This window comes from Alkalinema sp. FACHB-956, from assembly GCF_014697025.1.
Taxonomy (GTDB): Bacteria; Cyanobacteriota; Cyanobacteriia; order Leptolyngbyales; family Leptolyngbyaceae; genus Alkalinema.
On sequence record NZ_JACJRC010000038.1, the window covers coordinates 1 to 22,855 of the forward strand.

Annotated in this window: 18 protein-coding genes and 1 tRNA gene; 6 read left to right on the top strand and 13 right to left on the bottom strand. The window is 52.1% G+C overall.

All coding sequences use genetic code 11. The annotated features are described in order from the left end of the window. Window positions 1–206: 206 nt before the first annotated feature. From H6G21_RS23135 to H6G21_RS23175, 9 genes are all read right to left on the bottom strand, one after another. On the bottom strand, window positions 207–590 hold the full coding sequence (locus tag H6G21_RS23135; protein ID WP_190576529.1) for a hypothetical protein: 384 nt from the start codon (window positions 588–590) through the stop codon (window positions 207–209). A gap of 133 nt (window positions 591–723) precedes the next feature. Then, window positions 724–1,434, bottom strand: a complete 711-nt coding sequence (locus tag H6G21_RS23140) for a Uma2 family endonuclease (RefSeq protein ID WP_190576531.1) — start codon at window positions 1,432–1,434, stop codon at window positions 724–726. Window positions 1,435–1,563: 129 nt separating this feature from the next. Beyond that, entirely contained in the window at window positions 1,564–2,466 is a 903-nt protein-coding gene (locus H6G21_RS23145) for a pentapeptide repeat-containing protein (RefSeq protein WP_190576533.1), read from the bottom strand. A gap of 3 nt (window positions 2,467–2,469) precedes the next feature. Next, entirely contained in the window at window positions 2,470–3,111 is a 642-nt protein-coding gene (locus tag H6G21_RS23150; protein ID WP_190576535.1) for a hypothetical protein, read from the bottom strand. Between the two features lie 76 nt (window positions 3,112–3,187). After that, window positions 3,188–3,817: a Crp/Fnr family transcriptional regulator gene (locus tag H6G21_RS23155; protein ID WP_190576537.1), complete on the bottom strand. Its 630-nt coding sequence runs from the start codon at window positions 3,815–3,817 to the stop codon at window positions 3,188–3,190. Between the two features lie 1,051 nt (window positions 3,818–4,868). After that, window positions 4,869–5,984 carry a tRNA (guanine-N1)-methyltransferase gene (locus H6G21_RS23160; protein ID WP_190576539.1) on the bottom strand — a complete coding sequence of 372 codons (1,116 nt, stop codon included), beginning with the start codon at window positions 5,982–5,984 and terminating at the stop codon, window positions 4,869–4,871. 29 nt (window positions 5,985–6,013) lie between these two features. Then, window positions 6,014–7,051 carry an adenosylcobinamide-phosphate synthase CbiB gene (gene cbiB, locus H6G21_RS23165; protein WP_347278061.1) on the bottom strand — a complete coding sequence of 346 codons (1,038 nt, stop codon included), beginning with the start codon at window positions 7,049–7,051 and terminating at the stop codon, window positions 6,014–6,016. Window positions 7,052–7,117: 66 nt separating this feature from the next. Beyond that, window positions 7,118–13,027: a PAS domain S-box protein gene (locus tag H6G21_RS23170; protein ID WP_190576541.1), complete on the bottom strand. Its 5,910-nt coding sequence runs from the start codon at window positions 13,025–13,027 to the stop codon at window positions 7,118–7,120. Between the two features lie 139 nt (window positions 13,028–13,166). Next, window positions 13,167–13,529: a PAS domain-containing protein gene (locus tag H6G21_RS23175; RefSeq protein WP_190576543.1), complete on the bottom strand. Its 363-nt coding sequence runs from the start codon at window positions 13,527–13,529 to the stop codon at window positions 13,167–13,169. A 245-nt stretch (window positions 13,530–13,774) separates the two neighbouring features. On the opposite strand from H6G21_RS23175, the gene H6G21_RS23180 reads away from it, so the two are divergent. The 4 genes from H6G21_RS23180 (at window position 13,775) to sipA (ending at window position 17,754) form a co-directional block, all read left to right on the top strand. Further along, the gene (locus H6G21_RS23180; protein WP_190576545.1) at window positions 13,775–14,983 is read left to right on the top strand and encodes a CHAD domain-containing protein; all 1,209 of its coding nucleotides are present in this window, start codon (window positions 13,775–13,777) and stop codon (window positions 14,981–14,983) included. Window positions 14,984–15,124: 141 nt separating this feature from the next. Continuing rightward, complete coding sequence (locus tag H6G21_RS23185; protein WP_190576547.1) at window positions 15,125–16,267, top strand: alanine--glyoxylate aminotransferase family protein; 1,143 nt, start codon at window positions 15,125–15,127, stop codon at window positions 16,265–16,267. Window positions 16,268–16,476: 209 nt separating this feature from the next. Next, complete coding sequence (map, locus tag H6G21_RS23190; protein WP_190576575.1) at window positions 16,477–17,235, top strand: type I methionyl aminopeptidase; 759 nt, start codon at window positions 16,477–16,479, stop codon at window positions 17,233–17,235. A gap of 285 nt (window positions 17,236–17,520) precedes the next feature. Beyond that, window positions 17,521–17,754, top strand: coding sequence for a regulatory protein SipA (gene sipA, locus H6G21_RS23195; RefSeq protein ID WP_190576549.1), 234 nt, complete (start codon window positions 17,521–17,523; stop codon window positions 17,752–17,754). 45 nt (window positions 17,755–17,799) lie between these two features. On the opposite strand, the gene H6G21_RS26395 is transcribed toward sipA, so the two are convergent. Then, on the bottom strand, window positions 17,800–19,197 hold the full coding sequence (locus H6G21_RS26395; protein ID WP_199307401.1) for a histidine kinase dimerization/phospho-acceptor domain-containing protein: 1,398 nt from the start codon (window positions 19,195–19,197) through the stop codon (window positions 17,800–17,802). A 252-nt stretch (window positions 19,198–19,449) separates the two neighbouring features. Between H6G21_RS26395 and murJ the strand changes: the two genes are divergently transcribed. Next, window positions 19,450–21,072 carry a murein biosynthesis integral membrane protein MurJ gene (gene murJ, locus H6G21_RS23205; protein ID WP_190576551.1) on the top strand — a complete coding sequence of 541 codons (1,623 nt, stop codon included), beginning with the start codon at window positions 19,450–19,452 and terminating at the stop codon, window positions 21,070–21,072. 289 nt (window positions 21,073–21,361) lie between these two features. Beyond that, window positions 21,362–21,433, top strand: a tRNA-Val gene (locus H6G21_RS23210). A 121-nt stretch (window positions 21,434–21,554) separates the two neighbouring features. Here the strand turns inward: H6G21_RS23210 and H6G21_RS23215 are convergent. The 3 genes from H6G21_RS23215 to H6G21_RS23230 are packed head-to-tail and all read right to left on the bottom strand — an operon-like array spanning window position 21,555 to window position 22,365. Then, window positions 21,555–21,887 carry a tyrosine-type recombinase/integrase gene (locus tag H6G21_RS23215; RefSeq protein ID WP_347278062.1) on the bottom strand — a complete coding sequence of 111 codons (333 nt, stop codon included), beginning with the start codon at window positions 21,885–21,887 and terminating at the stop codon, window positions 21,555–21,557. Between the two features lie 11 nt (window positions 21,888–21,898). Further along, the gene (locus H6G21_RS23225) at window positions 21,899–22,198 is read right to left on the bottom strand and encodes a hypothetical protein (RefSeq protein WP_190576579.1); all 300 of its coding nucleotides are present in this window, start codon (window positions 22,196–22,198) and stop codon (window positions 21,899–21,901) included. After that, window positions 22,165–22,365: a hypothetical protein gene (locus H6G21_RS23230; RefSeq protein WP_190576556.1), complete on the bottom strand. Its 201-nt coding sequence runs from the start codon at window positions 22,363–22,365 to the stop codon at window positions 22,165–22,167. Before H6G21_RS23230 ends, H6G21_RS23225 begins: the two co-directional genes overlap by 34 nt. Between the last annotated feature and the right edge of the window lie 490 nt (window positions 22,366–22,855).

Genomic DNA, 22,855 nt, shown 5'->3' on the forward strand with positions numbered 1-22,855 from the left:
TTGCAACCCATGACGATCCCCCTAAATCCCCCTTAAAAAGGGGGACTTTGAAAGAATTTGACTAAATTCCCCCCTTTTTAAGGGGGGCTAGGGGGGATCGGATCTGTAGCATTGATAAATCAATTTGGTATAGGATAATCACCCCGCCCGATCGCACAACCCATTCACCCCCTGCGCGATCGGGCACCCCTCACGGGCAATTGGCCCTACTGGACATGCACCGTCCCTTCTATCCGCATCGAACGATCGGGCGAAGACTTAAACCATTCCCGCAAAATATCCTTCGGTTGTTCGATCGGAGTAGTGCTGATCTGCAAAATCGGCTGGCTCGGTTCAGGCTGGTTCAAGCGTTGAATTTCCCGCTCAAACTGCGATCGACCCTGGGTAAAAAACGCAGTCGGAGCCGATGGCGTCAAATCCCGTTCTAAGCGACTTAACTCAAGATTCACGGTCACAGGAGGACACCCTTGGGCGACTGCCGAACCCGCCAGAGCAACCCCCAGCCCCGCAACCATTGCAGCGATTGTCGTCGCGATCGTAACGCTTTTGGACAATCGAGTTTCCCACTGAGTGGCCCATCGAGTTTTCATAGGGTACCTTCCCCATAGGATTAAAATTCTGCCCCCCGATCTACTTTGATCCTAGCACCCCGCTTCAGGGATCTGGATGGTGGTGATCCGGCCCAATCCTGTGCCGCTCTCAGACCCGCGATCGCGTAACGGTCTATCGCTCCAGAGTATCTGGATCAATTCCCAACTCGCGCAGTTTTTCAGCCAACCGCTGCGATCGGGCTTTTTCCTGTTCCAGCTCCTGGCTAGTTTGCTCTAGCGCTTGATTTGTTTGCTCTAACTGAGCCGCTAACTCCGTCTGACTCAAAAACCGCAGCCCCGAAGGATAAAACACCTGCAAGTTGTCACCGGAACAGTCAAAGCGGATCTCTAAGCGCGGGCTAACCCATTCCGTCTCAAACTCCACCCCATCGAGTCCCTCCTCGCCCCGCAGCCAACCCCGAAAATGCCCCGTTTCCGGATCGTAAATGTAATATTCTTCAACACCGTAGCGATCGTAGAACAGTAACTTGCGCTCCATTTCCTCGATCGTGTTGCTGGGGGAAAGGATTTCAAACACCACCTGCGGCGCAATATTGTCCTCCTCCCATTGCTTGTAGGAACCGCGTTCGCCCTTGGGTCGGCCAAACACCACCATCACATCAGGCGCGGTACGCCGCTGATTGCGTCCTTGGAGGGGATACCACAGCAAATCTCCCGCCACAAAGACGTTGGCATCCTCAGCAAAGAGGATATCGAGATTCTTTTTGAGCAGAACAATCCATTCAAACTGCTTCGTATTATCTGCCATCGGCTGGCCGTCACTGTCTGGATAGATTACGGAATCTGGTTCAGTTGGAGAGGTGATTTTTGGGGAAATAACCATGGCTGAAATTCCCGAGAGAGTGGGCTTGAGCGTGTTGGCAAAGCAGAAAGTCTAGGCTGGAATACCCTAGCCTAACATAGATAGACTAGTACAAATAAATCAAATTATCTTGAATGGCTAAGCCCCGTATTAAGCCACACCTTTGGCTGGTGTCCCGATCGCCTGTCCGATCGTCCCCGTCAGATTAGCATCCTGCAAAATCGCCCCTTCCCACAGTGCCCCCGACAGATCCGCACCCGCCAGATTCGCCCCTTCCAAACAAGCCCCCGATAGATTCGCTCCCCGTAACTTCGCTTGCCGTAGGTCAGCCCCCCGCAGATTGACCTGTTGCAGCTTAGCTCCAGTAAAATCAGCCTTCTTCAGCTTGGCCCAGGACAGATCCGCCTGACTCAAATCCGCTTCACAAAATCCCGCCCCATAGGCGTACACCCTCACCAAATGGGCTTGGATTAACTGCGCTTTGCAAAACTGCGTGCGATAGAGATGGGCATCCCGCAATTCAGCTTCATACAGCGTCGCCCGCGTCAAATCAGCATTCGCTAGATTCGCTTCGACAAAATTAGCGAAACAGAGGGCCGATCGCTGAAGCTGCGCCTCGGCTAAATCTGCGTGGCGAAATTTCGCTTGCCGCAGTTCCGTGCCAATTAAGTTCGCGCCCGTCAGATCCGCCTCACAAAAATTGCACTGCTTCAGATCAGAACTAATCAAATTCGCATTGACTAGCTTGGCATTGCGGAAGTTAGCCGCGATCGCGCTACCATTGACCATCTCAACTGCGGTCAAATTCGCCTGGTTCAGTTCCGCCTGATGCAACAGCGCTTTATTTAAATTTGCGCCCGTGAGGTTTGCAGCAATCAACTTAGCATTGCAAAAATCCACACCCTGCAAATCCACACCCTGTAGATCCGCACCCCGCAGATTTCGCCCCGCCAACTCCGCCTCCCGCAAATCCACGATCGACTGCTGCGATCGCCACTGTAACCAAGCGATCGGGCCCTTACCTAATGCCAATAGCGCTGCTAGATCCGCCATGGACTACTCTCGCCGTGTATCCGTTGGGAAGGCTCGCCCCGGCAAGCTTTCCAATGCCGCCAAAACGCCCTGTTCTGCTGCAATAATATCGCGCTCTTCACCCCCGAGGTAGAGCCGCCCAAAAGTTCCCACCGCCGAAATTTGTAGGATGTTAATAAAGGCGGCCTTTTCCGCTTCGTTGGCGGCGAGGGATGCGTAGGCCGCTGGTTCCACTTCCAAAACGTACAGCGTCTGCCCCGCCAGAATCATATTGCCGCGCCGGGTTCGGTTAATCAGTTGCGTGTGGTGGGGAGTGATGTTACGAATGATACGGCTGGAAATGACCCGAGGCCGCAGACAATCCGTCGATCGCACCCCCAGGTAATCCATCATGGCCCGCCCCGCTGCATGAATATCCCCCTGGCTGCTGGCATGGATCTCCATCAAGCCATAGAGCCGCTCAATAATCTGCACCCCCGGACTCACCTGGGCAGATTTGAGGGCGATATCCATCATTTGGTTAATTTCAATCCCCGGCGATACCTCGATCCAGAGCGAGGCATCCCCCGGCAATGGCAAAAATCCCTGGGCTTCCGTACCCAAATAGGCTGCGTGCTGGCGTTGCAGGCGATCGATGTAGACGTAGCTGCGCAGATCAATTCCCAAGGGAGTTCTCGCGAAACGGCAAAGCTCTCCCAGTATACGGGGGGGCGGGGACGGGTTGGAAGGGACGTTAGGAAGTCTAGGGTAAAATATTAGAAAAACTTATGCTTTCAACCAAAATGCGACGATGACTAAATCGCTTAATTTGGCCTTGGGTTTCTAATTCCCCGAGGAGTCGCGTAATGGTGACGCGGGTGGTTCCAATTAACTCCGCTAAACATTGATGGGTGACGGGAATATCGAGCAAGAGGCCACTGTGGTGAGGTTGGCCAAATTTATAGGCAAGCCATTGTAATGCCTTCAATAACCGGGAAAAAATGCGACGGCAATGGATGATGCTCAATAATTCTTCTACTTGCTTGGCATGGGTGACCAGCAGTTCGTCTAGGTGGGACGTTTGGGAACTCAGCGATCGCACCGTCACGCGAGATAGGCACTCGATTTGGTAAGGGTTCACTTGAGTTAGGGCCGCACTCACGATATCCCCTGGCCCCCAAATGCCCACGCAACTGATTTCTCCAGTTTCGTCCCAGGTCATGGTGCGCACCAGTCCTTCTTCGATCGTCCAGAGGGTGTCATCTTCGAGGGGGAAGGTTGCGCCTTTTTCAAACCAACGAATTTGGCTGTTGGCTAGAGCGCAATTGGCCAGAGCAGAATTGGCTAGAGCAGAAGTAGAAAGGGTGGGAGTCATCAAACGGGTATAAGACATACGACCTACCTTGAGTGTTTTCTAACGATCGGGGCATCGTGGAGCGTAATTCTGAGGTTTCTGCAATGCACCTCTCAAAAATAATCGCTCACAGCAGAGGTGGCGTAGCATAGAAAACCTATCTAACTAATATAGAGAATCCATCCAACTAATCAGAGATAGATAGATTATCAAAGATAGATAGACTAAGGGATAGGTTTTCCAATCGGAGCGAGCTATCCTCGATCGACCACTAGAGATCCATCAACGAGGGTTCGCCAAACCAGTCGCCTAATAGAATGGAGCAACCCAATCTATTAATCAACGTTATCAAATCAATTCAGATAAATTAATTCAGACAAATCAATCAACTGAGACAAGTGTAGATGAACCAGTGAGGATTAAATTCCCTTGTACAGTATAGGACAAATGGCAACGTTCTTGAGTTAGAAAAATTAATTATCAGAATGATATGTCGCACTTTTGATAAAGATTTGATGAATCGACAGAAATACATCCTAGGAATAATTGCTTATCAATGAGTGAAACCCCTGCCATACTTGCCATACAATGCTCTTAGGAATTTTCTTTCTATTTTAATAAGGAACTGATGTGGACGATCGAACCTCTAAAGAACTGCATTGATTCTGGGGGGACAGTGACAGTCTTCCGCGATCGGAACTATTTACTATCAAAATCGTCTATTTTTGTCTTTATTGCATGTTTTTCTTGCACTACCTGCATCTTTTTCGCGAATAACTGGGTTGACAGATCCCTGGCTGACAGATCACGGAGTTCGCTGTAGGAAATTGGAATTCAATCACCCCCTACGCGACCCAACGCTCCCTTTGCGTTTCATATTATTATTCAAACATAAATTAATCTAGTCATAACTAGGTGAACCATTTTGACAAATTAGAGAGATTGATAAAAGCTTCGACATTCATGCTTCCATCGATCGTAGTCCATATATCCCAGTCAATCCATAGAAGATTCCATTGCCTTTAAATATATTTTCTCAACCATGTTCGATCGGACATTTTCCTAATCATTCTCGTACGACCTACAGCATTCAGGTAGCCCTAGAGATTGAGAGCGATTGAGCCACTTCCACACAGGTTTTCAGGGAAGCTGTGGTTTTAATCGCCTGGGGATCGAGATGGGTACTACTGGCTGCATACCCGGCATTGATCAATGCATGGATTAAGCGATCGCGCGGTGGAATATCGAACTGCCCCCGACGGCCAATTTCCCCCAAGGGAAAGTAGTAGGGCGGTAGATCAGCCTCCGCTTGCATGGTTTGCAGCAATGTCACAACCTTCGACCACTGCCAGGTTTGCGCGAGATCTGCCATGGATCGTAAAAAGGCTCGATCGTGCAATGCCCCTAACCACAGCGGCCCCGACAGGCTCATCGGCTGCGGTGGATGATGGTTAGCACAATGGGCACGGCTCAGGTATCGCCAATCGAGGGATTCGTAATGGCCACAATGGGAACAATAACCAAGGAAACCGTAGAATTTTGCCAAATTAGATGCTTTAGGCAACACTCGTGCCATCACACGATAGGTCTGGCCAGAATATAACGCAAATACGGGCTGAATGGCAGAATGTTGAGCAGCAGAATGTTGGGCGATCGCACCCAGCAAAATTCGCAATGCCTGCTCCTGCACCGACGGATGCGATCGGGCATAGGCTCCATACAGGCGCAGACTATCCTGGGGAAAATGCCCGGATACGATACGGCCATCGGTACTGGTCAGGTACAGCAGCCCACCATATTTCAGCGCTGGCAGACTCGGGGCAATTAAATCCCCAGGACTGCCAAAGGCATCAATATCGATCAGATCGTAATAGTCCCGATCGAGGGCGCATTGCCAAAAGATGCGGTTGGCGGGCTCATGGGTAATTTGGTAGCGATCGGGCTCTAACACCGGAGCTAAATTCTGCCGCAGGGTGTAGTGCACCTCCGGATTGCCATCGTTGGCCCAGAGGTAATCCGCACCAGACTCCAGGGCATAGCGCAAGATTCGCACCCCGCACCCTGTCATCGCATCTAGAACCCGCAGTTCTCCGGTTTGTTGTTTATAAATAGCTGCGGCCAACACGCCCAAATCCCGCGACAGTTGGCTACTAGGGCGATAAAACGAGTGACCAATTTGAAATGTCGCTTTGCCTTCTTGTTGCATCCCATCACTTGTTGCATCCCATTATTGTATTACGACGCAGTTGTATCAGGGAATAAAATATGAATTACGATCGCGATCACTAACCAAATCATGAAGGTTATACGATTGAGCCGCAAAGCTTGGGTCACAACTGCGGCGGTCATGGGTCGATCGGGATTGCCCAGCAACGGTTTATGTTTCACTTGGCCCTGGTAGGTGTTGCTGCCGCCGAGTTGCACCCCCAGCACCGCTGCGTAGACGCACTCACTCCAGCCAGAATTGGGACTGGGATCCTGCCGCCCATCTCGCCAACACAGTTGCCAGACAGGCCCCGGTTTTCCCGAAAGTAGCCCTAGGGTAACAACGGTCAGCCGACAGGGTAGCCAAATGAGGAGATCATCGGTCTTGGCACTGCACCAGCCTAGGTCAGTGTAGGGAGCGCGGAGATAGCCCACCATGGAATCTAACGTACTCGCAGCTTTGAAGCCTAGGGCGATCGGCGCGGCTCCGATCGGCGTGAATGAACCGACAATCGCCCAAAACAACGGAGCCATCACTCCATCGACTCCATTTTCTGCAACGGTTTCTACAACGGCTCGGAGAACTTCAGATTCATCAAGATCGGCTGTATCACGACCTACATAACGACTCAAGCGCGATCGGGCTTCTGATAATTCTCCCTGTAACAATGGCCGCAATACATCCTGCGCCGCATCTCGCAAACTTTTTCCCGCAAAGCAACTGGCTAAGACAATCAGTTCTGCGATCGTGCCGACAATGGGATGGATAGCTTGCAATAGCCGAATCATGCCGTAACTGATGCTAGCACTGCCCATCACCAAAAGCACTGTCAGGCCAATCCCGGCAAATTTTAGCGCGATCGGGGATTTCAGGTGAGCGAAGGCCCACTGACTATAGCGGGAAATGCACCAGCCCATGACCTGCACGGGATGCAGCCAATTCCACGGATCACCCACAACGTAATCGAGGAAGGCCGCACCCAGCAGAATGAGGCTGGCATGGTAGGAATCGGGCAGGGGAAGGGAAAAAGCAGTCACAGGCATGAATGCAACAAGGACAGTTTCCACCAATACCCCAAGATCCTAGGAAAATCAACTATGAATCGAGCAACTCAGCGGTTACCTGACGGAACCCTAGAGCGAACTTTGGGCCAGTAAGACCTGCCGTTTCTGCTGTAAAGCCGCTTCCGCTGCTGCATAGGTCGTTTGCAATTGGGGTAAGAACGCGGCTGCATTGACTAAGTCATTGTTTTGACCAAGTTCTTCGATCTGTTGGCAGATCTGTGCTGTAGTCATCGCCCCCAAGGATGCACTAATGCTCTTTAAGGTGTGGGCAGCACATTGGATTGCATTGGAATTCGTTGCTGTCAGTCCTTGGGCGATCGCGTCCAGATAGGTAGGCGCATCCACTAAATAGGAGTGAATGGTTTCTAGCAAAGGCTCCACACTCTCATCTCCAAAGAGTTCTGCTAGTTCTGCGAAGACGGTTTCATCGATCGGGGGGGCGATCGAGGTTGTAGGTTCTGGGAGGGTGGGAGGGTGGGAGGGTGGGAGAGATGGGGGAATGGGAGAGGGGTTTATAGGGGACTGCGAGACTGTTATGGGTTGGCTGATTGGTTGGCTGACTGGTTGACTAGTTGGTTGAGCGATTGGTTGGCTGACTGGTTGGCTAACTGGTTGACTAGTTGGTTGAGCGATTGGTTGACTAGTTGGTTGAGCGATTGGTTGGCTGACTGGTTGACTAGTTGGTTGAGTAATCGGCTGGCTAGTTGGTTGAGTGATTGGTTGGCTAGTTATTTGGACGGTTGTTGGAATAGTAGATTGGGTAGTCGGTTGAGTAACCAGTTTAATGGTTTGTTGAGTAATCGGTTGAACGGTTGTTTGAGTAATCGGTTGAGCAATTGTTTGAGCAATTGGCTGAGCAATTGGCTGAGCAGCAATTGGTTGAACCGTTGGCTGAGTCACCGGCTGCGAAGCCCTGGCCAGGGGGGCGGCAGGCGGGGTGACCACCGGCGAAGTAGGGCGAGGATGACTCCCGGCAGATTGTCCCTGTCCAGAATGACTGCCCAATGCCAAGCTCCCGCCACTCTGCAAAGAGGGGGTATTTTTGAGCGCATTGACCAACTCTTCTAACCGAATCGGTTTGCTGACATAGTCATCCATGCCTGCATCGAGGCATTTTTGCCGATCGCCCTGCATCGCGTTCGCCGTCATTGCAACAATGCGAGGCCGTTCCTGGGACGACCAGAGCCGACAAATTCTCTGCGCGGCGGTCAACCCATCCATTTCCGGCATGTGCACATCCATAAACACCAGGTCATAGGGTTGACGCTTCAGCGCTTCGATCGCCTCTAGCCCATTCCCCGCCACATCTGCGCGATATCCCATGCGCTTGAGGAGCTGTAACGCCAGTTTTTGGTTGGTGGTATTGTCCTCGGCCAGCAAAATCCGCAGCGGATGTTTCTCTGCTAAATCCCGCTCAATTTCGATCGTATTGGCCTTCGCCCGCTGAATCACGATCGGTTGATGGCACAGGACTTGGCTCAGCGCATTGAGCAAATTAGATTGTTTAACAGGCTTGCTGAGGAAGACCTTAAAATGCTGGTCAATCTGTTCCCGGTGCAGGTCATGGCGACCCCAAGAGGTCAACATCATCAGGGGCAAGTTGGCATAATTCGGCAGTTTATGGATTTCCTGCGCCAGCATTAAGCCATCCATTTCAGGCATTTGCATATCCAGAATAGCGATGTCAAAGACTTCCCCTTGGTGCAACCAATGCAAAGCCTCTGCGCCGGAACTGGCCGTGCGGGTTAACATGCCCCAGTTGGTGGTTTGTTTATCCACAATCCTGCGGTTCGTGGCGTTGTCATCCACAATCAGCGCCCGCTTACCCTGGAGACATTGCCAATCGGCGGCTTGGATGCTGACGGTGTCCGCTGAGGTGGCCGGGGCAATCACCGTGAAGTAGAACGTCGTTCCTTGCCCGATCGTACTTTCCACCCACATTTGACCGCCCATGATTTCCACCAATTGCTTGCAAATCACGAGGCCGAGGCCAGTTCCGCCATATTTCCGCGTAGTCGAGGAATCCACCTGGCTGAAGGGCTTAAACAGGCGATCCATCCGCTCCTGGGGAATGCCAATACCCGTATCTTGAATGGCAAACTGGAGTTTATGGAACTGCTCGTAGGGCTGGTTGAAGCGATGGGCGATCGAAGCGTCGGAAACTAGTTCCGCAGTGACTGAAACCACCACTTCACCCGTTTGGGTAAACTTGACCGCATTACTGAGCAAGTTGACCAGTACCTGGCGCAGGCGCGTGATATCTCCCACGACTTCTAACGGAACTGCTGAATCGAGCTGGCAGGCCAATTCCAAGCCCTTTTCAGAGGCGCGATTCGCCAACAAGTCCAGCGCATCTTCCACGCAATGGGTCACGTTGAAGGGTTGTTGTTCCAGTTCTAACTTACCTGATTCAATTTTTGAGAAGTCGAGAATATCGTTAATGATATTCAGTAGCGATTCTCCACTATTGCGAATCGTCTCGACAAAATCTCGCTGTTCTGGATTCAGGAATGTATCCAGTAGCAATCCCGTCATCCCAATGACCGCATTCATTGGGGTGCGAATTTCATGGCTCATCGTCGCCAGAAAATCACTCTTGGCACTGGTGGCAGCGAGGGCTTCATCCCGAGCACAGGCTAGCTCACGGGCGTCTTCTTGGCGTTCAATCTCGCTCCCCACCCACTGGGCCATCAACCGCAGTAACTCCTTATCAACATTTTTGAAGGATCTTTCGCGGGGAGACAGGCTGGCAAAGCATAGGGTGCCATAGAGTTCATCCCGCACAAACAGGGGAAACCCTAAGTAGGATTCAAGCTTGAAATTGAGGTAACTATGAAAGTCTTTCCAATGGCTGGTGCTGGCGGAAGTGATGCACAGGGGTTTGCGGGCTTTGATCGTTTCTTGGCAGAAGGTGTTATTAGCTTCAAAGGAGAGCCCTTGAACCGTAACGCCGTTGGGCAGTTGCGCGTAGAGCAAATCCATACAATTACCATTGATCTTGGATACAGCTCCCAGTTCAAGGCCAAATTGCTCTCGGCCTAATTGCAGCAAGCGTTCGATCGCTTCTTCGTGGCTGAAGTGGGGCGATGACGTGACTTGGTAGAGGGCACGAATGGCCGTTTCACTTTCCCGTAATTGCGTTTCCATGCGGGTTCGTTCGGCCAATTCCGATCGCAGCTTGGTATAGAGCTCCACCTGCTGCACTGCAATCCCCACCTGAGTCGCCAACTGTTGCAATAAATCGGTTTCCAGAGGTTGCCATTCCCGAGGGCCTTCACAGTGTTGGGCAACCAATAAACCCCAGAGACTATCGCCCTGGAGAATTGGCATAGTCAGTTGAGCGACCACACCAAAGGATGCCAAAAATTCGATATAACAGGGCTGTAATGTTGACTGATAAATATTATTGTGAGCCGTAAATTGTCCCGTTTGGAAATAGTCTAAAGCAGAATCACTCAGGCATTTATCTCGAATAACTTGTTTCCAAATGCTTTTTTGTTGATTGCGAACGGACTCAACAGCCACACAGCCTTCCCCCTGATCCGGTTGGGTCAGTTGGAAGATCAAGACCCGATCGGTATTCAGGAATTGCCGCACTTCAGCCACCGTCGCTTGCAAGACCTCCGGCAAATTCAAGGATTGGCGAATCCGCACCGTCATTGCCGCAATCAGTGCATTGCGTTCCGCCTGTTGTCGCAGGGCCTGTTCCGCTTGTTTCTGCTCGGTAATATTGATCGCCACACTTAACACTGCGGGCATTTCTTGCCCTGCCAATTGGAAGGGAATTTTCGTAACCTGAATAACATGACGCTCTCCTTGGGGACCCGTCAAGATTTTTTCAGGAATTTCCATGCGTTGGCCCGTGCTCAGCACCTGCCAATCCTCCGACTGACAGGCTTGTGCATCTTCCAAGTTGGGAGCGACCTCAACGCTAAGTTTTCCAATGATGTCCTCTACTGGTCTCCCCAAGGTAGACGCTAGGGCTTGGTTCGCTAACAGAAAGCGTCCTGTCTGATCCTTCGCCACGATGACATGGGGAATCAGGTCAATGACTTGACGGATTTGGGATTCACTAACTTTTAAGGCTTCCTCTGCCCGTTTCCGATCGGTGATATCCGTAATGGAACCTTCGTAGTACAGCAAATTATCGTCGGCATCCCGCACCACCCTGGAATTTTCCAATATCCAGATGGAGCGACCATCCTGGCGACAGATTTGGGATTCAAAGGCCATCACCGCACCTTCCTGAGCTAATTGCTCAAGAAAAATTTGGCGGCGATCGGCATCCCCATAGAGCATATTGACATTCGTAACCTGCGCCATGAGTTCACTGGCAGACCCATAGCCACAGATTTTCGCCAGAGCCGGATTCGCACTAATAAACTGCCCCTCCGGCGTGATCTGGTAAATCCCTTCGATCGCGTTTTCAAAAATACTGCGATAGTTTTTCTCGGCCTGTTGCATCGCCTGTTCGGCCTGCTTGCGCCGTTTATCGTTACGAAAGGCCTCAATAATATTGCTACAGGTAGACAGAAAAGGCCGCAGATCTTCGATGATGGATTCCTCATAGCCATTGGGCCGATTGGCAATCCCCACCATGCCAATCAGTTGTTGATCGGAGAAAAAGGGAATCCCTAAAAAGGCATTCAAGGGGGGATGGCCAGAGGGCAGGCCACCGCGCCGAGGATCGGTACTGGGACTATTGGCAATCACCGGTTTTCCAGTGACAATCACCGCCCCAAACAGCGTATTGAGGTTATGGAACTCCATGCCCTTGTCCGCATTTTCGGCATAGAGTTTTTGGGTGGCTTCATCCCAGGCAATATTTGTCATCGCATGGGCTTTGACGTAGGGCCGCCCCCGCATTTTCATATAGGCTTCTTCCATGATGGGGGCCTGCTGGCCATCAAACAAAATTTCCCCAATAAAGCCATATTCGCTATCGGTCAGCTCCAATAAATTAGTTAGCAATTCATCAAAGAGAATTTTAGGATTGGCATCAATAATGAATTGCGATTGGGCTACGCTGATGGCCCGAAGTAGCTTGTTGCGCCGATAGAGCGATTCTTCTGCCTGTTTGCGCTCACTAATATCCCGAGAAATTTTGGAAAAGCCTTGGAGTTCACCGTTGTCCGATCGTAGTGCTGTGACCACCGTATGCGTCCAAAACAGGCTGCCATCCCGTCGGCGTTGTTGGTGTTCGCCTTCGTACTCCCCTTGCTCGCGGGCAATGCGTAGGATTTGTTCAGGAATACCCTGTTCGCAATCTTGAGGGGTAAACACGGATGCCAAAGGCTGGCCGATCACTTCCTCCGCAGTGAATCCCTTTAACCGTTCCGCCCCCGCATTCCAACTAGCGATCCGCCCTTCAATATCTAGTAAGTAAATGGCATAATCCCGTGCATTTTCCACCAGCAGTCGAAAGCGAGACTCACTCTCGCGCAATTTATCTTCGATCGTTTGGCGTTCTAGAATTTCGTCTTTCAGTTGGTGGTTCGTTGTTTGTAAGTCCAAGGTCCGCTCTTCCACTAAATGCTCTAGGTGTTCTCGGTATTGCTTCAGGTCAAGATGATTTTGGTGTTCTACCGTAATATCCCGAAGGACCAGCACGGCACTTGGGCGATCTTGTTCAAAAGGAACGGGAGACCAACTAATTTCTAAAAAGCAAGGCCGATCGGAGGTCTGACACACATAAACCCCAAATCCATTGACATTTTGTTGGAGAGCCAGATTGATCGGGTGATCGGCCTCGGCAATCTCCTGTCCCGCCTGTTCGAGGGGCAGCAGGGACAATAATGGTTTACCTAAAACCATTAATTTATTACGCTGGATCAGACGCAGGAAGATGGCATTGCACCACTGCACATTTCCTTCACTATCCGTCCAGACGATCGCGTTAGAGACAGAATCTAACGCCACTTCCATTTTGCCAAGGGTAGTGCGTAGCTGTTTGATAAGGGCGGAGTTATCGGGGGTCATGGGGATTCACTGAACCAATCACGGAGCCAACAGGAGAACCCAGTTCGATCGAACAGAATGCAGCGCATCAACTGGGGTGATCCATAGAATTCCCGAACCACAGGGTTGTCCATCAGGCAGGGAATTCTTTGGGTATGGATTAAGCGATGGATTCCGCGATCGGTGTCAGCATTGCCCCAAACAACCATTGTTCACCGCGTTTTTCCGCCACGATAAAATGCTCCGTTTCAATTTCCCCATGCTCCTTAGTCACTGTGGCTAGCTGAATGGGGTGATTGAGCACCGTCGCCCGTTCCGTGGCCTGGAAGCGGGAAAAGGCGAGGGTATGGGAGTCTTGAAAATTTTTCGGTAGAATTTTGGTGATTAATTCGCCGATGATTTCAGCTTCTCCCCAGCCCAAGACTTCGGTGAAGCGAGAATTAATGTACGTGACAAAGCCTTGGTGATTGGCGATCACAACGGGGACATCGGTGATTTGTTGCAGATCCGTTAGGGTTTTCATCGTAAAAAGATTATTCGCACGAATAGACGAAGGGTTAGTGGTTTCGATCGTAGTGAGGGGGCTGGTGGCGATCGTGTCTTTAGCCTGTTCATTTTGATGTATATCTTTTCCATAGCGGGCTTTGAGCCGAGGGCAAAGGCGACTCGCCCCCTGAGTTACAGCCCAGAAAGAGCCTTTAATTTCTCTGCCTTTAATTTCTCTAAGGAGTTTGTTATGGTGAGATCACCTGCATTGGAGGCTGATTTATGGAATCGATGGAACCCGTTGCCTCTCCACCGTCCCTGCCGCCCTCCGTCCCATCTATAGAGTCCCATGCGGCAGAGTCCCAGACAGCAGAGTCCCAGACAGCAGAGTCTCAGACAGCAGAGTCTCAGGCCAGCAGCAATCTCACCAGCAGCAATCTAATCGATACCCCACTGCCAGAGGCCAGCCCTCCCGCAACAACCGTCAGCACAACCCTCAGCACAACCCTCAGCACAACCCTCAACACCCTAGCGGACGTGGTGCAGCCGCACCTGCTGACCAACCTAAAGCACCTCAACAAGTATGAGGAAGCAGTATTAAGCAGCTTTGAGGTTGAGGATTTGCACGATCTGCGGGTGACTTGGCGACAACTGCGCGTCATCCTGCAAATGCTGAGTCCGGTGCTGGCTCTGTCCAAGCCCAAACTGCTGAAAAACCTACAAACAGTCACGACCGTCATTGGTGGCATTCGGGATACGGATGTTTTGCTAGAGCAAAGCAATCACCTACGATCGCAGTTTCTTTCCTTACCGGAACAACTCTTTTTAGCCAAGGTCACTGACCAGTTGACGCAGCAACGGGCCAAGCACCTGAAGAAAATTCAAAAAATGTTGTTAGCGACGCGGCACGATCGCTTGAAACAACACCTCCACCAGGAACTCACCCAAGCCTGCGATCGCCCGGTGATTCAGCAACCCGCGATCGCGCTGGTGCCCGAACTGCTGAGTCCCCATTGGGCGGCTCTATGGCTCCATCCGGGCTGGTGGGTCGAGTTGCCGCTTCCTGCTGCGATCTACCCAATCGATCCAACGGCGATCGACCCGATCGACCACTCCACGATCCGCACGGTGACCGCTCCGTCCGTGGCCGCTGCCTTCCACACGCTCCACGACCTCCGCAAAGCCATTAAACGGGTGCGCTACGAAATTACCTTTTTCAAAGCCCTCTATCCCCGCCCAGTGCTCACGGCGATCGAACCGCTCAAAGCCCTCCAAGGCAAGCTGGGAGACTTGCAGGATACGGTGGTTCTGATGACCTATTTTGACCAACGGCTTAAACCCAAGCAGAAACGACGCTTCACCCAACTCAATGCCCTGCTGGATCAGCAATTGCAGACCCAATGGCAAAAACTCCAGATCGATCGGGCCGCCTGTCTGGACATTACCTACCGGACAGAACTGCGTCAATGGCTCTTTCAGCCCCAAGGGTAAGCCAGGAAATCAAGGCTCATTCATACTTTTGTGTCGTTTCCTAAAGGCGATGCCATTTCGTGGTTCCATGGAATTCGGGCGATCGTGCCCGTGCGGCGATCGATTTGCTAACCTGTCATTTGCAGAATTATTCCCGAGACCATGACTCAGACTGTTTCCATTAACAATCGTCAACGGCTGCAACTCTCTGCCCTCAATCTTCCCAAGCGTCTGCTACTGGGGCCAGGGCCATCCAATGCCCACCCAGACGTGTTGGCAGCGATGAGCACCGCTCCCCTAGGTCACTTGGATCCCGACTTCCTCAAGGTCATGGACGAGATCCAAGCCCTGTTGCGCTATGTCTGGCAGACGGAGAACCCCACCACGATCGCCATTAGCGGCACGGGGTCAGCAGCCATGGAAGCCACGATCGCCAACTCGGTGCAGCCGGGGGATGTCGTGCTGGTGGGGGTCACGGGTTACTTCGGGAATCGCCTGGTGGACATGGCAGGCCGCTACGGAGCCGACGTAAAAACCATCAGCAAACCGTGGGGGCAGGTCTTTTCCCTCGATGAACTTAAAACGGCGTTGGAAACCCATCGTCCGGCCATTCTCGCCCTGGTACATGCGGAAACCTCGACGGGAGCCCGTCAGCCCCTGGAAGGCGTCAGTGCCCTGTGTCAGGAATTTGGCACGTTACTACTGATCGACACGGTGACCAGTCTGGGCGGGGTGCCGATTCACCTAGATGAGTGGGGCGTGGATTTGGCCTACAGTTGCAGCCAAAAGGGGCTGGGCTGCTCCCCCGGTGCGTCGCCGTTTACGATGAGTCCCCGCGCTTGGGACAGATTGCAACAGCGATCGGGCAAAGTGCCCAACTGGTACCTGGATAGCACGCTGTTGATGAAGTATTGGGGCCAGGAACGGGTCTATCACCATACCGCTCCAGTGAATTTGTACTATGGCCTGCGGGAAGCGCTGCGGATTTTGGCCGACGAAGGCGTTGAAAATTCCTGGGCCAGACACCAAAAGAACGCGGAATACCTCTGGGAACAGTTGGAAGCGATCGGCCTCAAGATGCATGTCGATCGGGCCAATCGTCTGCCAACGTTGACAACGGTGTGCGTGCCGGAGGGCGTGGATGCCAAGGCCATCTCCGGCAAACTGCTGCAAGAGCACAACATTGAAGTGGGCAACGGCCTGGGTGAACTGGCGGGCAAAGTCTGGCGAGTGGGACTGATGGGCTACAATAGTAAGCCAGAAAGTGTCGATCGCTTAGTTGCGGCTCTGAAGCAAGTGCTGTAGAGTACGTTTTCTGAATGCACTTTCGGCGTGTTCGTGTATTTCCCGCGCTCAATCTATTGCAACGGTAGACCCTGCTCAATCAAGAAATGCAAGCTGTGTTTCTAGGTTCTACAGGGTCTTCGATCGTGGTTGTTCTGGCCTTCCCTGCCGTCAGAATCTCCGCTCACCCGTACAGCCGACCAGTCCAGCGGAACAGCATAATAGTGGTTATGGAACAAGTTACCCTTCTTTCAAAGCGCGAAATTGAGAAAATGCGGACGGTTGGTCGCTTGGCGGCGCAACTGCTGAAGCATCTGGAACCCTTTGTCAAACCAGGTGTGAGCACGTTGGATTTGAACAACGAGGCGGAGCGCTGGACCCAAGCCCACGGAGCCAAGAGTGCGCCGCTGGGATACAACGGCTTTCCCAAGTCGATTTGCACCAGTGTGAATGAAGTGGTGTGCCACGGGATTCCCAATGCCAAGCAGATTCTGCGGGAGGGCGACATTATCAACATTGATGTGACGCTGCTTTTGGATGGGTACCATGGCGATACCTCCAAGATGTTTTTTGTGGGGGAGCCGTCGCCGTTGGCTAAGCGCTTGGTGGAAGTGACGGAGAAGTGCCGCCAGTTGGGCATCGAGCAGGTGAAGCCGGGGAATCGCATTGGGGATATCGGTGCGGCGATTCAGGAATACGCGGAATCCCAGGGGTTTTCGGTGGTGCGGGATTTTGTTGGCCATGGCATTAGTCATATTTTCCACACTGCGCCGCAAATTCCCCACTATGGCAAATGGGGCGATGGCAAGAAGCTGCGTCCGGGGATGGTGTTTACGATCGAGCCGATGATCAATGAAGGGACTTGGGAAGTGAAGGTGCTGAAGGATGGCTGGACGGCCATTACGAAGGATCGCAAGCTTTCGGCCCAGTTTGAACATACGATCTCGGTTACGGAAGACGGGGTAGAAATTCTGACCCAGTGTGATTAAGGCGGTTGCGATTAAGACCGTGCAATTCAGACGGTGCAATTCAGACCAGGTGCCGCAGATTCCTCCCGATCGAACGTAGGCATCAACAGTGATCGATCTGCTTATGGATCTATAAGCAGATCCACTTAATGGGTCATCTAATAGCCGATTTCACAGACCCATCAGAAATTCCTACAGAATACGATTCGGGATTCACTCTGTAGCACTGATGAATCAATTTAGTAGCAATAAATTCCCCTTACTGAATGTTCTCACTGCACACCTCTTACCGAGTCACCTCCTGTCATGTCCAAAGAATTTCCGATCGGGGCTAAGGTTCGACTAATTAAACAACCCCTCTACATCAAAACCGCAGAACCTAAACCCATGCTGAGGCCGCCCCAAGTGGTTTGCCTGGGGGAAGAGGGGATTGTGTTAGATCGCTATCCCAGTGACACCTGGGGCATTCGCTTTGAGCGGGGAGCATTCCTACTCGATAGTCAATACCTGGAGCTGGTGATTCCTGGGCAGTCTAGCTAGGTCGAATCCCGCCAAGCCCTAGACCGATCGCCCCGACCCCTCGCTCTACCGCAGGGGAATCAGCATTTCAAATTCGGTGTTAATGCCTTCCTCTAGTACATCCTCCGGATTGGCACGGGTACGGACTTTCAGGATTCCCTTGTGGCGATGGGTGATGATGCGGTAACTCGTGACCAAACTGGTTTCCGTTCCCATTAAATGGGGATCCAAAAAACTGGCTTGTAACTGTTGCTGTTCTTCGATCGACAGGGGGGCGGCATTGTTGCCAATCCGAATGGAAATCCAACGGGTGCCACTGCCATCCAGAGAGCAGGTTTCCGTCGTCACCGTAATGCAAGAATCCACCGGAGTCAGGGTTTTTCCATAGATATTCAAGGACTCCGTTTGCCAGGTTTCCGCAACAGCCCGCACCAGCAAACGCTCAATTCCTTGGCTGAGAAGATTTAAAAAGACTTGGGTCATTTGGCCAATAAAGCAGGGCACAGGCGGTAAATGGCCATAGCGCTTGACGATCGTGAGTTCATTTTTCAGACGACTTTTGAGTAATAACAACACCCCATCGAGACAGTCGTGCAGGTTGGCGGGGGTGGGATAGACCTCATCAATATGGCAGAAGTTTTGCAGGCTGGAGGCTAATTTAGAGAGGCGATCGGCCCCGGTGCGAATACTTTCTAGGGTTTTGGGAATATCTTCTCGTAGATAGTCAATTTCAATTTCTTCCCTGAGTGCCACGATGTGGGGCGGAGGGGTCGGCAGGACTTTTTCGTAGGCTTCTAGCAAGCTGTAAACATCTTTGACATAGCCAGATAGATGACTGAGGTTACCCCAGATAAAGCTAACCGGATCCAAAATTTCATGGGCCACGCCATCCACCAGACGCCCTAGGCTGGCCATTTTGTCGCTGCGAATCATTTGTACCTGCATACGCTCGTTCCAGACCTGGGTTTCAATGCCGCGAATTTGCCAGTAGGCGGAGTTCAACTGGTGCGCTTCCAGCAGGCTGTAGGTGTCGTCTTCCAACTGCACGACGATCGGTTCGTTGCCCAGGATCTGCGATCGCCGCAACATTTGCTGGGCTGCGATCAAGATGGGGGTTTTGCTCGGAAAGGTGAGGCAGGTGGTGCGGGCGTAGCTGTAGAGGACTTTGAGGGATTTGTTGAGGAACAGCTTGCCGCCGTGGGGACGCAGTAGATATTCCAAAAATCGGCCTCGGGAGAGCATTCCCACCCAATTGCCCCGATCGAGCAAGGTCACGCCGGGTAAGTCGGGGTTATTTTCAAAGACTTGGGCCAGATCCCGTCCGAGGATTTGGATTTCCACGGGGCAACTGTACAGCGGCAAATCCTTGAGCGTGGAGTCTAGGGTCAGCGGTCGATCGTTGCCTCCCAGCACAGTGGGGGTTGCGATCGTCGGTTCTGGTGGATGCTGAATTGGTACAGACACAGTCTTCTCCCTAGACAACGGCGCAAATCAATGATCTTACGGTGCCCAAATTCGGTTCCTAGAGGATCAAAGGCTGGGAGAAATGCAGATTTTTTGGCCACAAACACTTTTTGGGCGATCAATCCCCTCTCTAGCTGCAAATAGCATTCATTCTGTAAATAGCATTGATTGGTGCAAATTCTTGGGAAGAACGCTGAACCGACCGAGAGGTGATTAAATAGGGAGGTCGTTAGTTTAGTCCCCTCAACCCGCGTGTCCGAAGAAGCTCCCAAAAAGCGATCGCTGGTCAACATCGCCAGTATTGTTGCCGTCGCGACTCTGATTAGTAAAGTCTTTGGCTTGGTGCGCCAAGTGGCTCTGGCTGCCGCCTTTGGGGTGGGTTCCGCCTACGGAGCCTATCAATACTCTACGATTATTCCTAGCTTTTTCTTGATTCTGCTAGGGGGCATTAACGGGCCATTCCACAGCGCCATGGTTAGCGTTTTGGCTAAGAAAGAGAAGAAGGATGCGGCTCCGATCGTGGAAACGGTGTCCACGATGGTGGGGTTGGTGCTGCTGGGGGTGACGGTACTGGTAGTGATCTTTGCGCCTTACCTAATTACGCTGATTGGGCCGGGATTGGCGACGAAAGCGCCGGAAGTGCGGGACATTGCAATTCAGCAGTTGCGGATCATGGCTCCCACCTTTTGGTTTGCGGGAATGATTGGCATTGGCTTTGGGGCGTTGAATGCGTCGGATATCTATTGGTTGCCGTCGGTGAGTCCGCTGATTTCCAGTTTGGCGGTGGTGGCGGCGGTGGCGGGACTGGCGATCGCCCTGGGTAGCAAGATTGCCGCACCGGAGAATGCGCTGTTGAGCGGGATGGTGCTGGCGGGGGCGTTTGTGGCGGGGACGGTGTTGCAGTGGGTTGCCCAGGCGATCGTCCAGAAGCGGGAGGGGTTAGGCAATTTACGGCTCCGCTTTGACTGGCACAATCCGGCGGTGAAGGAAGTGACGCGGGTGATGGGGCCAGCGCTGTTTGCGTCGGGGATGTTGCAGATCAATGTCTATACGGACATGATTTTTACGTCCTTTTTGCCCAATCCGGCGGCGGCGGTGTCGGCGTTGGACTATGCAAATTTGCTGGTGCAGACGCCCCTGGGGATTCTGTCCAATATGATTTTGGTGCCGTTTTTGCCGGTTTTCTCGCGCTTGGCGAGTCCGGAGAATTGGTCGGAGTTAAAACAGCGGATTCGGCAGGGGGTGCTGATTACGGCGATCGCGATGTTGCCGTTGGGGGCGTTGATTATTACGTTGTCGAAGCCGATCGTGCGGATTGTCTACGAGCGGGGGGCGTTTGATCCGAATGCGTCCTATATTGTGGGTTCGGTGTTGGTGGCCTATGCGGTGGGGATGTTTGTTTATTTAGGCCGGGATGTGTTGGTGCGGGTGTTTTATGCGTTGGGCGATGGGAATACGCCGTTTCGCATTAGCATGGTGAATATTTTTCTCAATGCGTTGTTTGATTATTTGCTGTTGCCGTTGGGGGCACCGGGGTTGGTGTTGGCGACGGTGAGTGTGAATGTGATTTCGATGGTGGCGCTGACCTATTACCTCAACCGTAAGTTAAATGGTATTGGTTGGCAATCCTGGGGCTTTGCGATCGGGGGATTGACGATCGCCAGTGGCGTGGCGGGGATGGCGAGTTGGGGCATCCTGACGCAGTTGGAACGGCTGTTGGGGACGGAAGGTATGGGGATCCAGTTGGTGGAGTTGACGATCGCGGGGGGTGGCGGTTTGCTGGTGTTTGGTGCGATCGCGAGTCAGTTGCGGTTGCCGGAGTTGAATTTGTTTGTGGGGCGGGTGCTGGGGCGGTTTCAGCGGCGCAAGGGATGATGGTGGGCGATCGGCGGAATCAGTTCTGGCTAGAAAGATCGGGTCTAAAAATAAAAACCCCGACCGGAGTCAGGGTTCATCATCAGGGTGCATCTACCACTCCACTCTTCTAGGGGGAGGAGGGTGATCCGGAAAAATTGAGAATTGGGCTGAAATTGTTGGGCTGAAATTGTTGGGCTGAAATTGTTGGGCTGAAATTGTTGGGCTGAAATTGTCTGGGTTGCTGGGCAATTTTTTTGGGGAGGAAGGGTTGTGTTTACGATCGGGGTTTGCTATATTAAGCAAGCGCGGGCAGTTAGCACAGTGGTAGCGCACTTCCTTCACACGGAAGGGGTCACAAGTTCGAATCTTGTACTGCCCATTAGTAATACAGGTTCTACGTAACAGTTTTGAAGCACTTTCCCAAAAGATCGGTTGGGTGGCTTTGGACTAGGTTGGGTAAGTTTGGGGGTAAAAATTAGGGCAGATTAAGGGCAGTGTTTTTACAGCCCTAATCTAGGCAGTTTGGGACGCTTGACGGTATGCCCATAAACTTTGCTGACCATGGCCGTGTTCCGGTGACCCATGAGATAAGCCACATCAGGCAAGCTTGCCCCTTGGTCAATGGCGTAACTGGCCATGCTGTGACGGCAAGTGTAGGGGGGACGGTGCAGAATGCCTGCTTGGGTTAGGACTGACCGCCAAATTCGTTGGGAGAAGTTGTGATCGTCGATCGCCGTGCCCTTGGTCGTGGTGAACACCAGTGCGTCGGGGTTGAATGCGGGGTTAAAACGACCTTGCAGCTTCAGACGCTTTTGCCCGTGCCGATTGGTGATTGAGTGGGGTGTTAGGGAGTCCCAGGGAGAGTTGGTACTGTTTCCCCTGGTAAGTCCATCTCAAACGAAGCATTCCTTGCCGAACATTGATAGAGACGGAACCTTTTTTCCTGCGTAACTTGCGTTTGGTCATATTTGTTGCGCAATCGTTCGGGGTTGCGTCCGGTGTTTTGAATTTCATGGAACACCCCTTCAATTCGCTGACGCACTATGGCAACCCGCTCATCGGTGTTGGCCGGGACTAAATCATAGGCAATCAGAACGCCTTTCCAGGTACTCAGTGAGACGTGTTTGTAGCCGAAGTAATACATTTTGCGGGCCAATAGCCCGGTGCAGCATTGCCAGAGAAATCACTGCGGGTTTTATCGCGCTTGAGTCCCAGCACTGGAAGGGGTTTGGTATCCACCAGCAGGTGCGTTTCTTGGGCGGCTCCCAATGCAACAACCCAACTGCGTTGCAGCCGATTCCAGCAGCCCATCCAATTGGCGTAAGCGGCGATTGAATTGACTCTGATCCAACAACTGCTGCTACCAATCGTCTACCAGAACAAACATGATGGTCATCAGGCTGGGAAGGTCTATGCTAGTTATGGGAGAACTGAGTTGTAAAGGTGGTACTTCGATTTTCATGCTCTCTCACCCTTTTGTCTAATCCACATTAGACATAAATTTAAAAACTGTGACAGCGCTAGCTCGATCACAAAGTCCATCGAGAAATTTCTGTCTGCGGCGTAGAGGAAGGCACACCATGAGGAGCAAACGCCCCACTGCGTCATTTCGGTAGGGGCAGTCCCCTGTCTAGTTTTTTGGGCGCATTGCAGTCTAGACGATCGGGCCGTTACTTAACTTCCTGGTTAACTTCCTAAAGTCCGATTGCATCAGAAGGGTGAATCGAGCAGACTGAGCTTAGTGAAATCTTGGAACTGTCTTGTGCTCTATGCCCTCGGTTGACGAGGATTTTCTATGAAA

Excerpts from the sequence above, each read along its gene's own strand:
- H6G21_RS23160 (WP_190576539.1), bottom strand. The coding sequence starts at position 5,984 with ATGCAACAAGAAGGCAAAGCGACATTTCAAATTGGTCACTCGTTTTAT.
- H6G21_RS23145 (WP_190576533.1), bottom strand. The coding sequence starts at position 2,466 with ATGGCGGATCTAGCAGCGCTATTGGCATTAGGTAAGGGCCCGATCGCT.
- H6G21_RS23135 (WP_190576529.1), bottom strand. The coding sequence starts at position 590 with ATGAAAACTCGATGGGCCACTCAGTGGGAAACTCGATTGTCCAAAAGC.
- H6G21_RS23170 (WP_190576541.1), bottom strand. The coding sequence starts at position 13,027 with ATGACCCCCGATAACTCCGCCCTTATCAAACAGCTACGCACTACCCTT.
- H6G21_RS23155 (WP_190576537.1), bottom strand. The coding sequence starts at position 3,817 with ATGTCTTATACCCGTTTGATGACTCCCACCCTTTCTACTTCTGCTCTA.
- H6G21_RS23140 (WP_190576531.1), bottom strand. The coding sequence starts at position 1,434 with ATGGTTATTTCCCCAAAAATCACCTCTCCAACTGAACCAGATTCCGTA.
- H6G21_RS23185 (WP_190576547.1), top strand. The coding sequence starts at position 15,125 with ATGACTCAGACTGTTTCCATTAACAATCGTCAACGGCTGCAACTCTCT.
- H6G21_RS23180 (WP_190576545.1), top strand. The coding sequence starts at position 13,775 with ATGGAATCGATGGAACCCGTTGCCTCTCCACCGTCCCTGCCGCCCTCC.
- map (WP_190576575.1), top strand. The coding sequence starts at position 16,477 with ATGGAACAAGTTACCCTTCTTTCAAAGCGCGAAATTGAGAAAATGCGG.
- H6G21_RS23175 (WP_190576543.1), bottom strand. The coding sequence starts at position 13,529 with ATGAAAACCCTAACGGATCTGCAACAAATCACCGATGTCCCCGTTGTG.
- H6G21_RS23225 (WP_190576579.1), bottom strand. The coding sequence starts at position 22,198 with ATGTATTACTTCGGCTACAAACACGTCTCACTGAGTACCTGGAAAGGC.
- H6G21_RS23230 (WP_190576556.1), bottom strand. The coding sequence starts at position 22,365 with ATGGGCTGCTGGAATCGGCTGCAACGCAGTTGGGTTGTTGCATTGGGA.
- sipA (WP_190576549.1), top strand. The coding sequence starts at position 17,521 with ATGTCCAAAGAATTTCCGATCGGGGCTAAGGTTCGACTAATTAAACAA.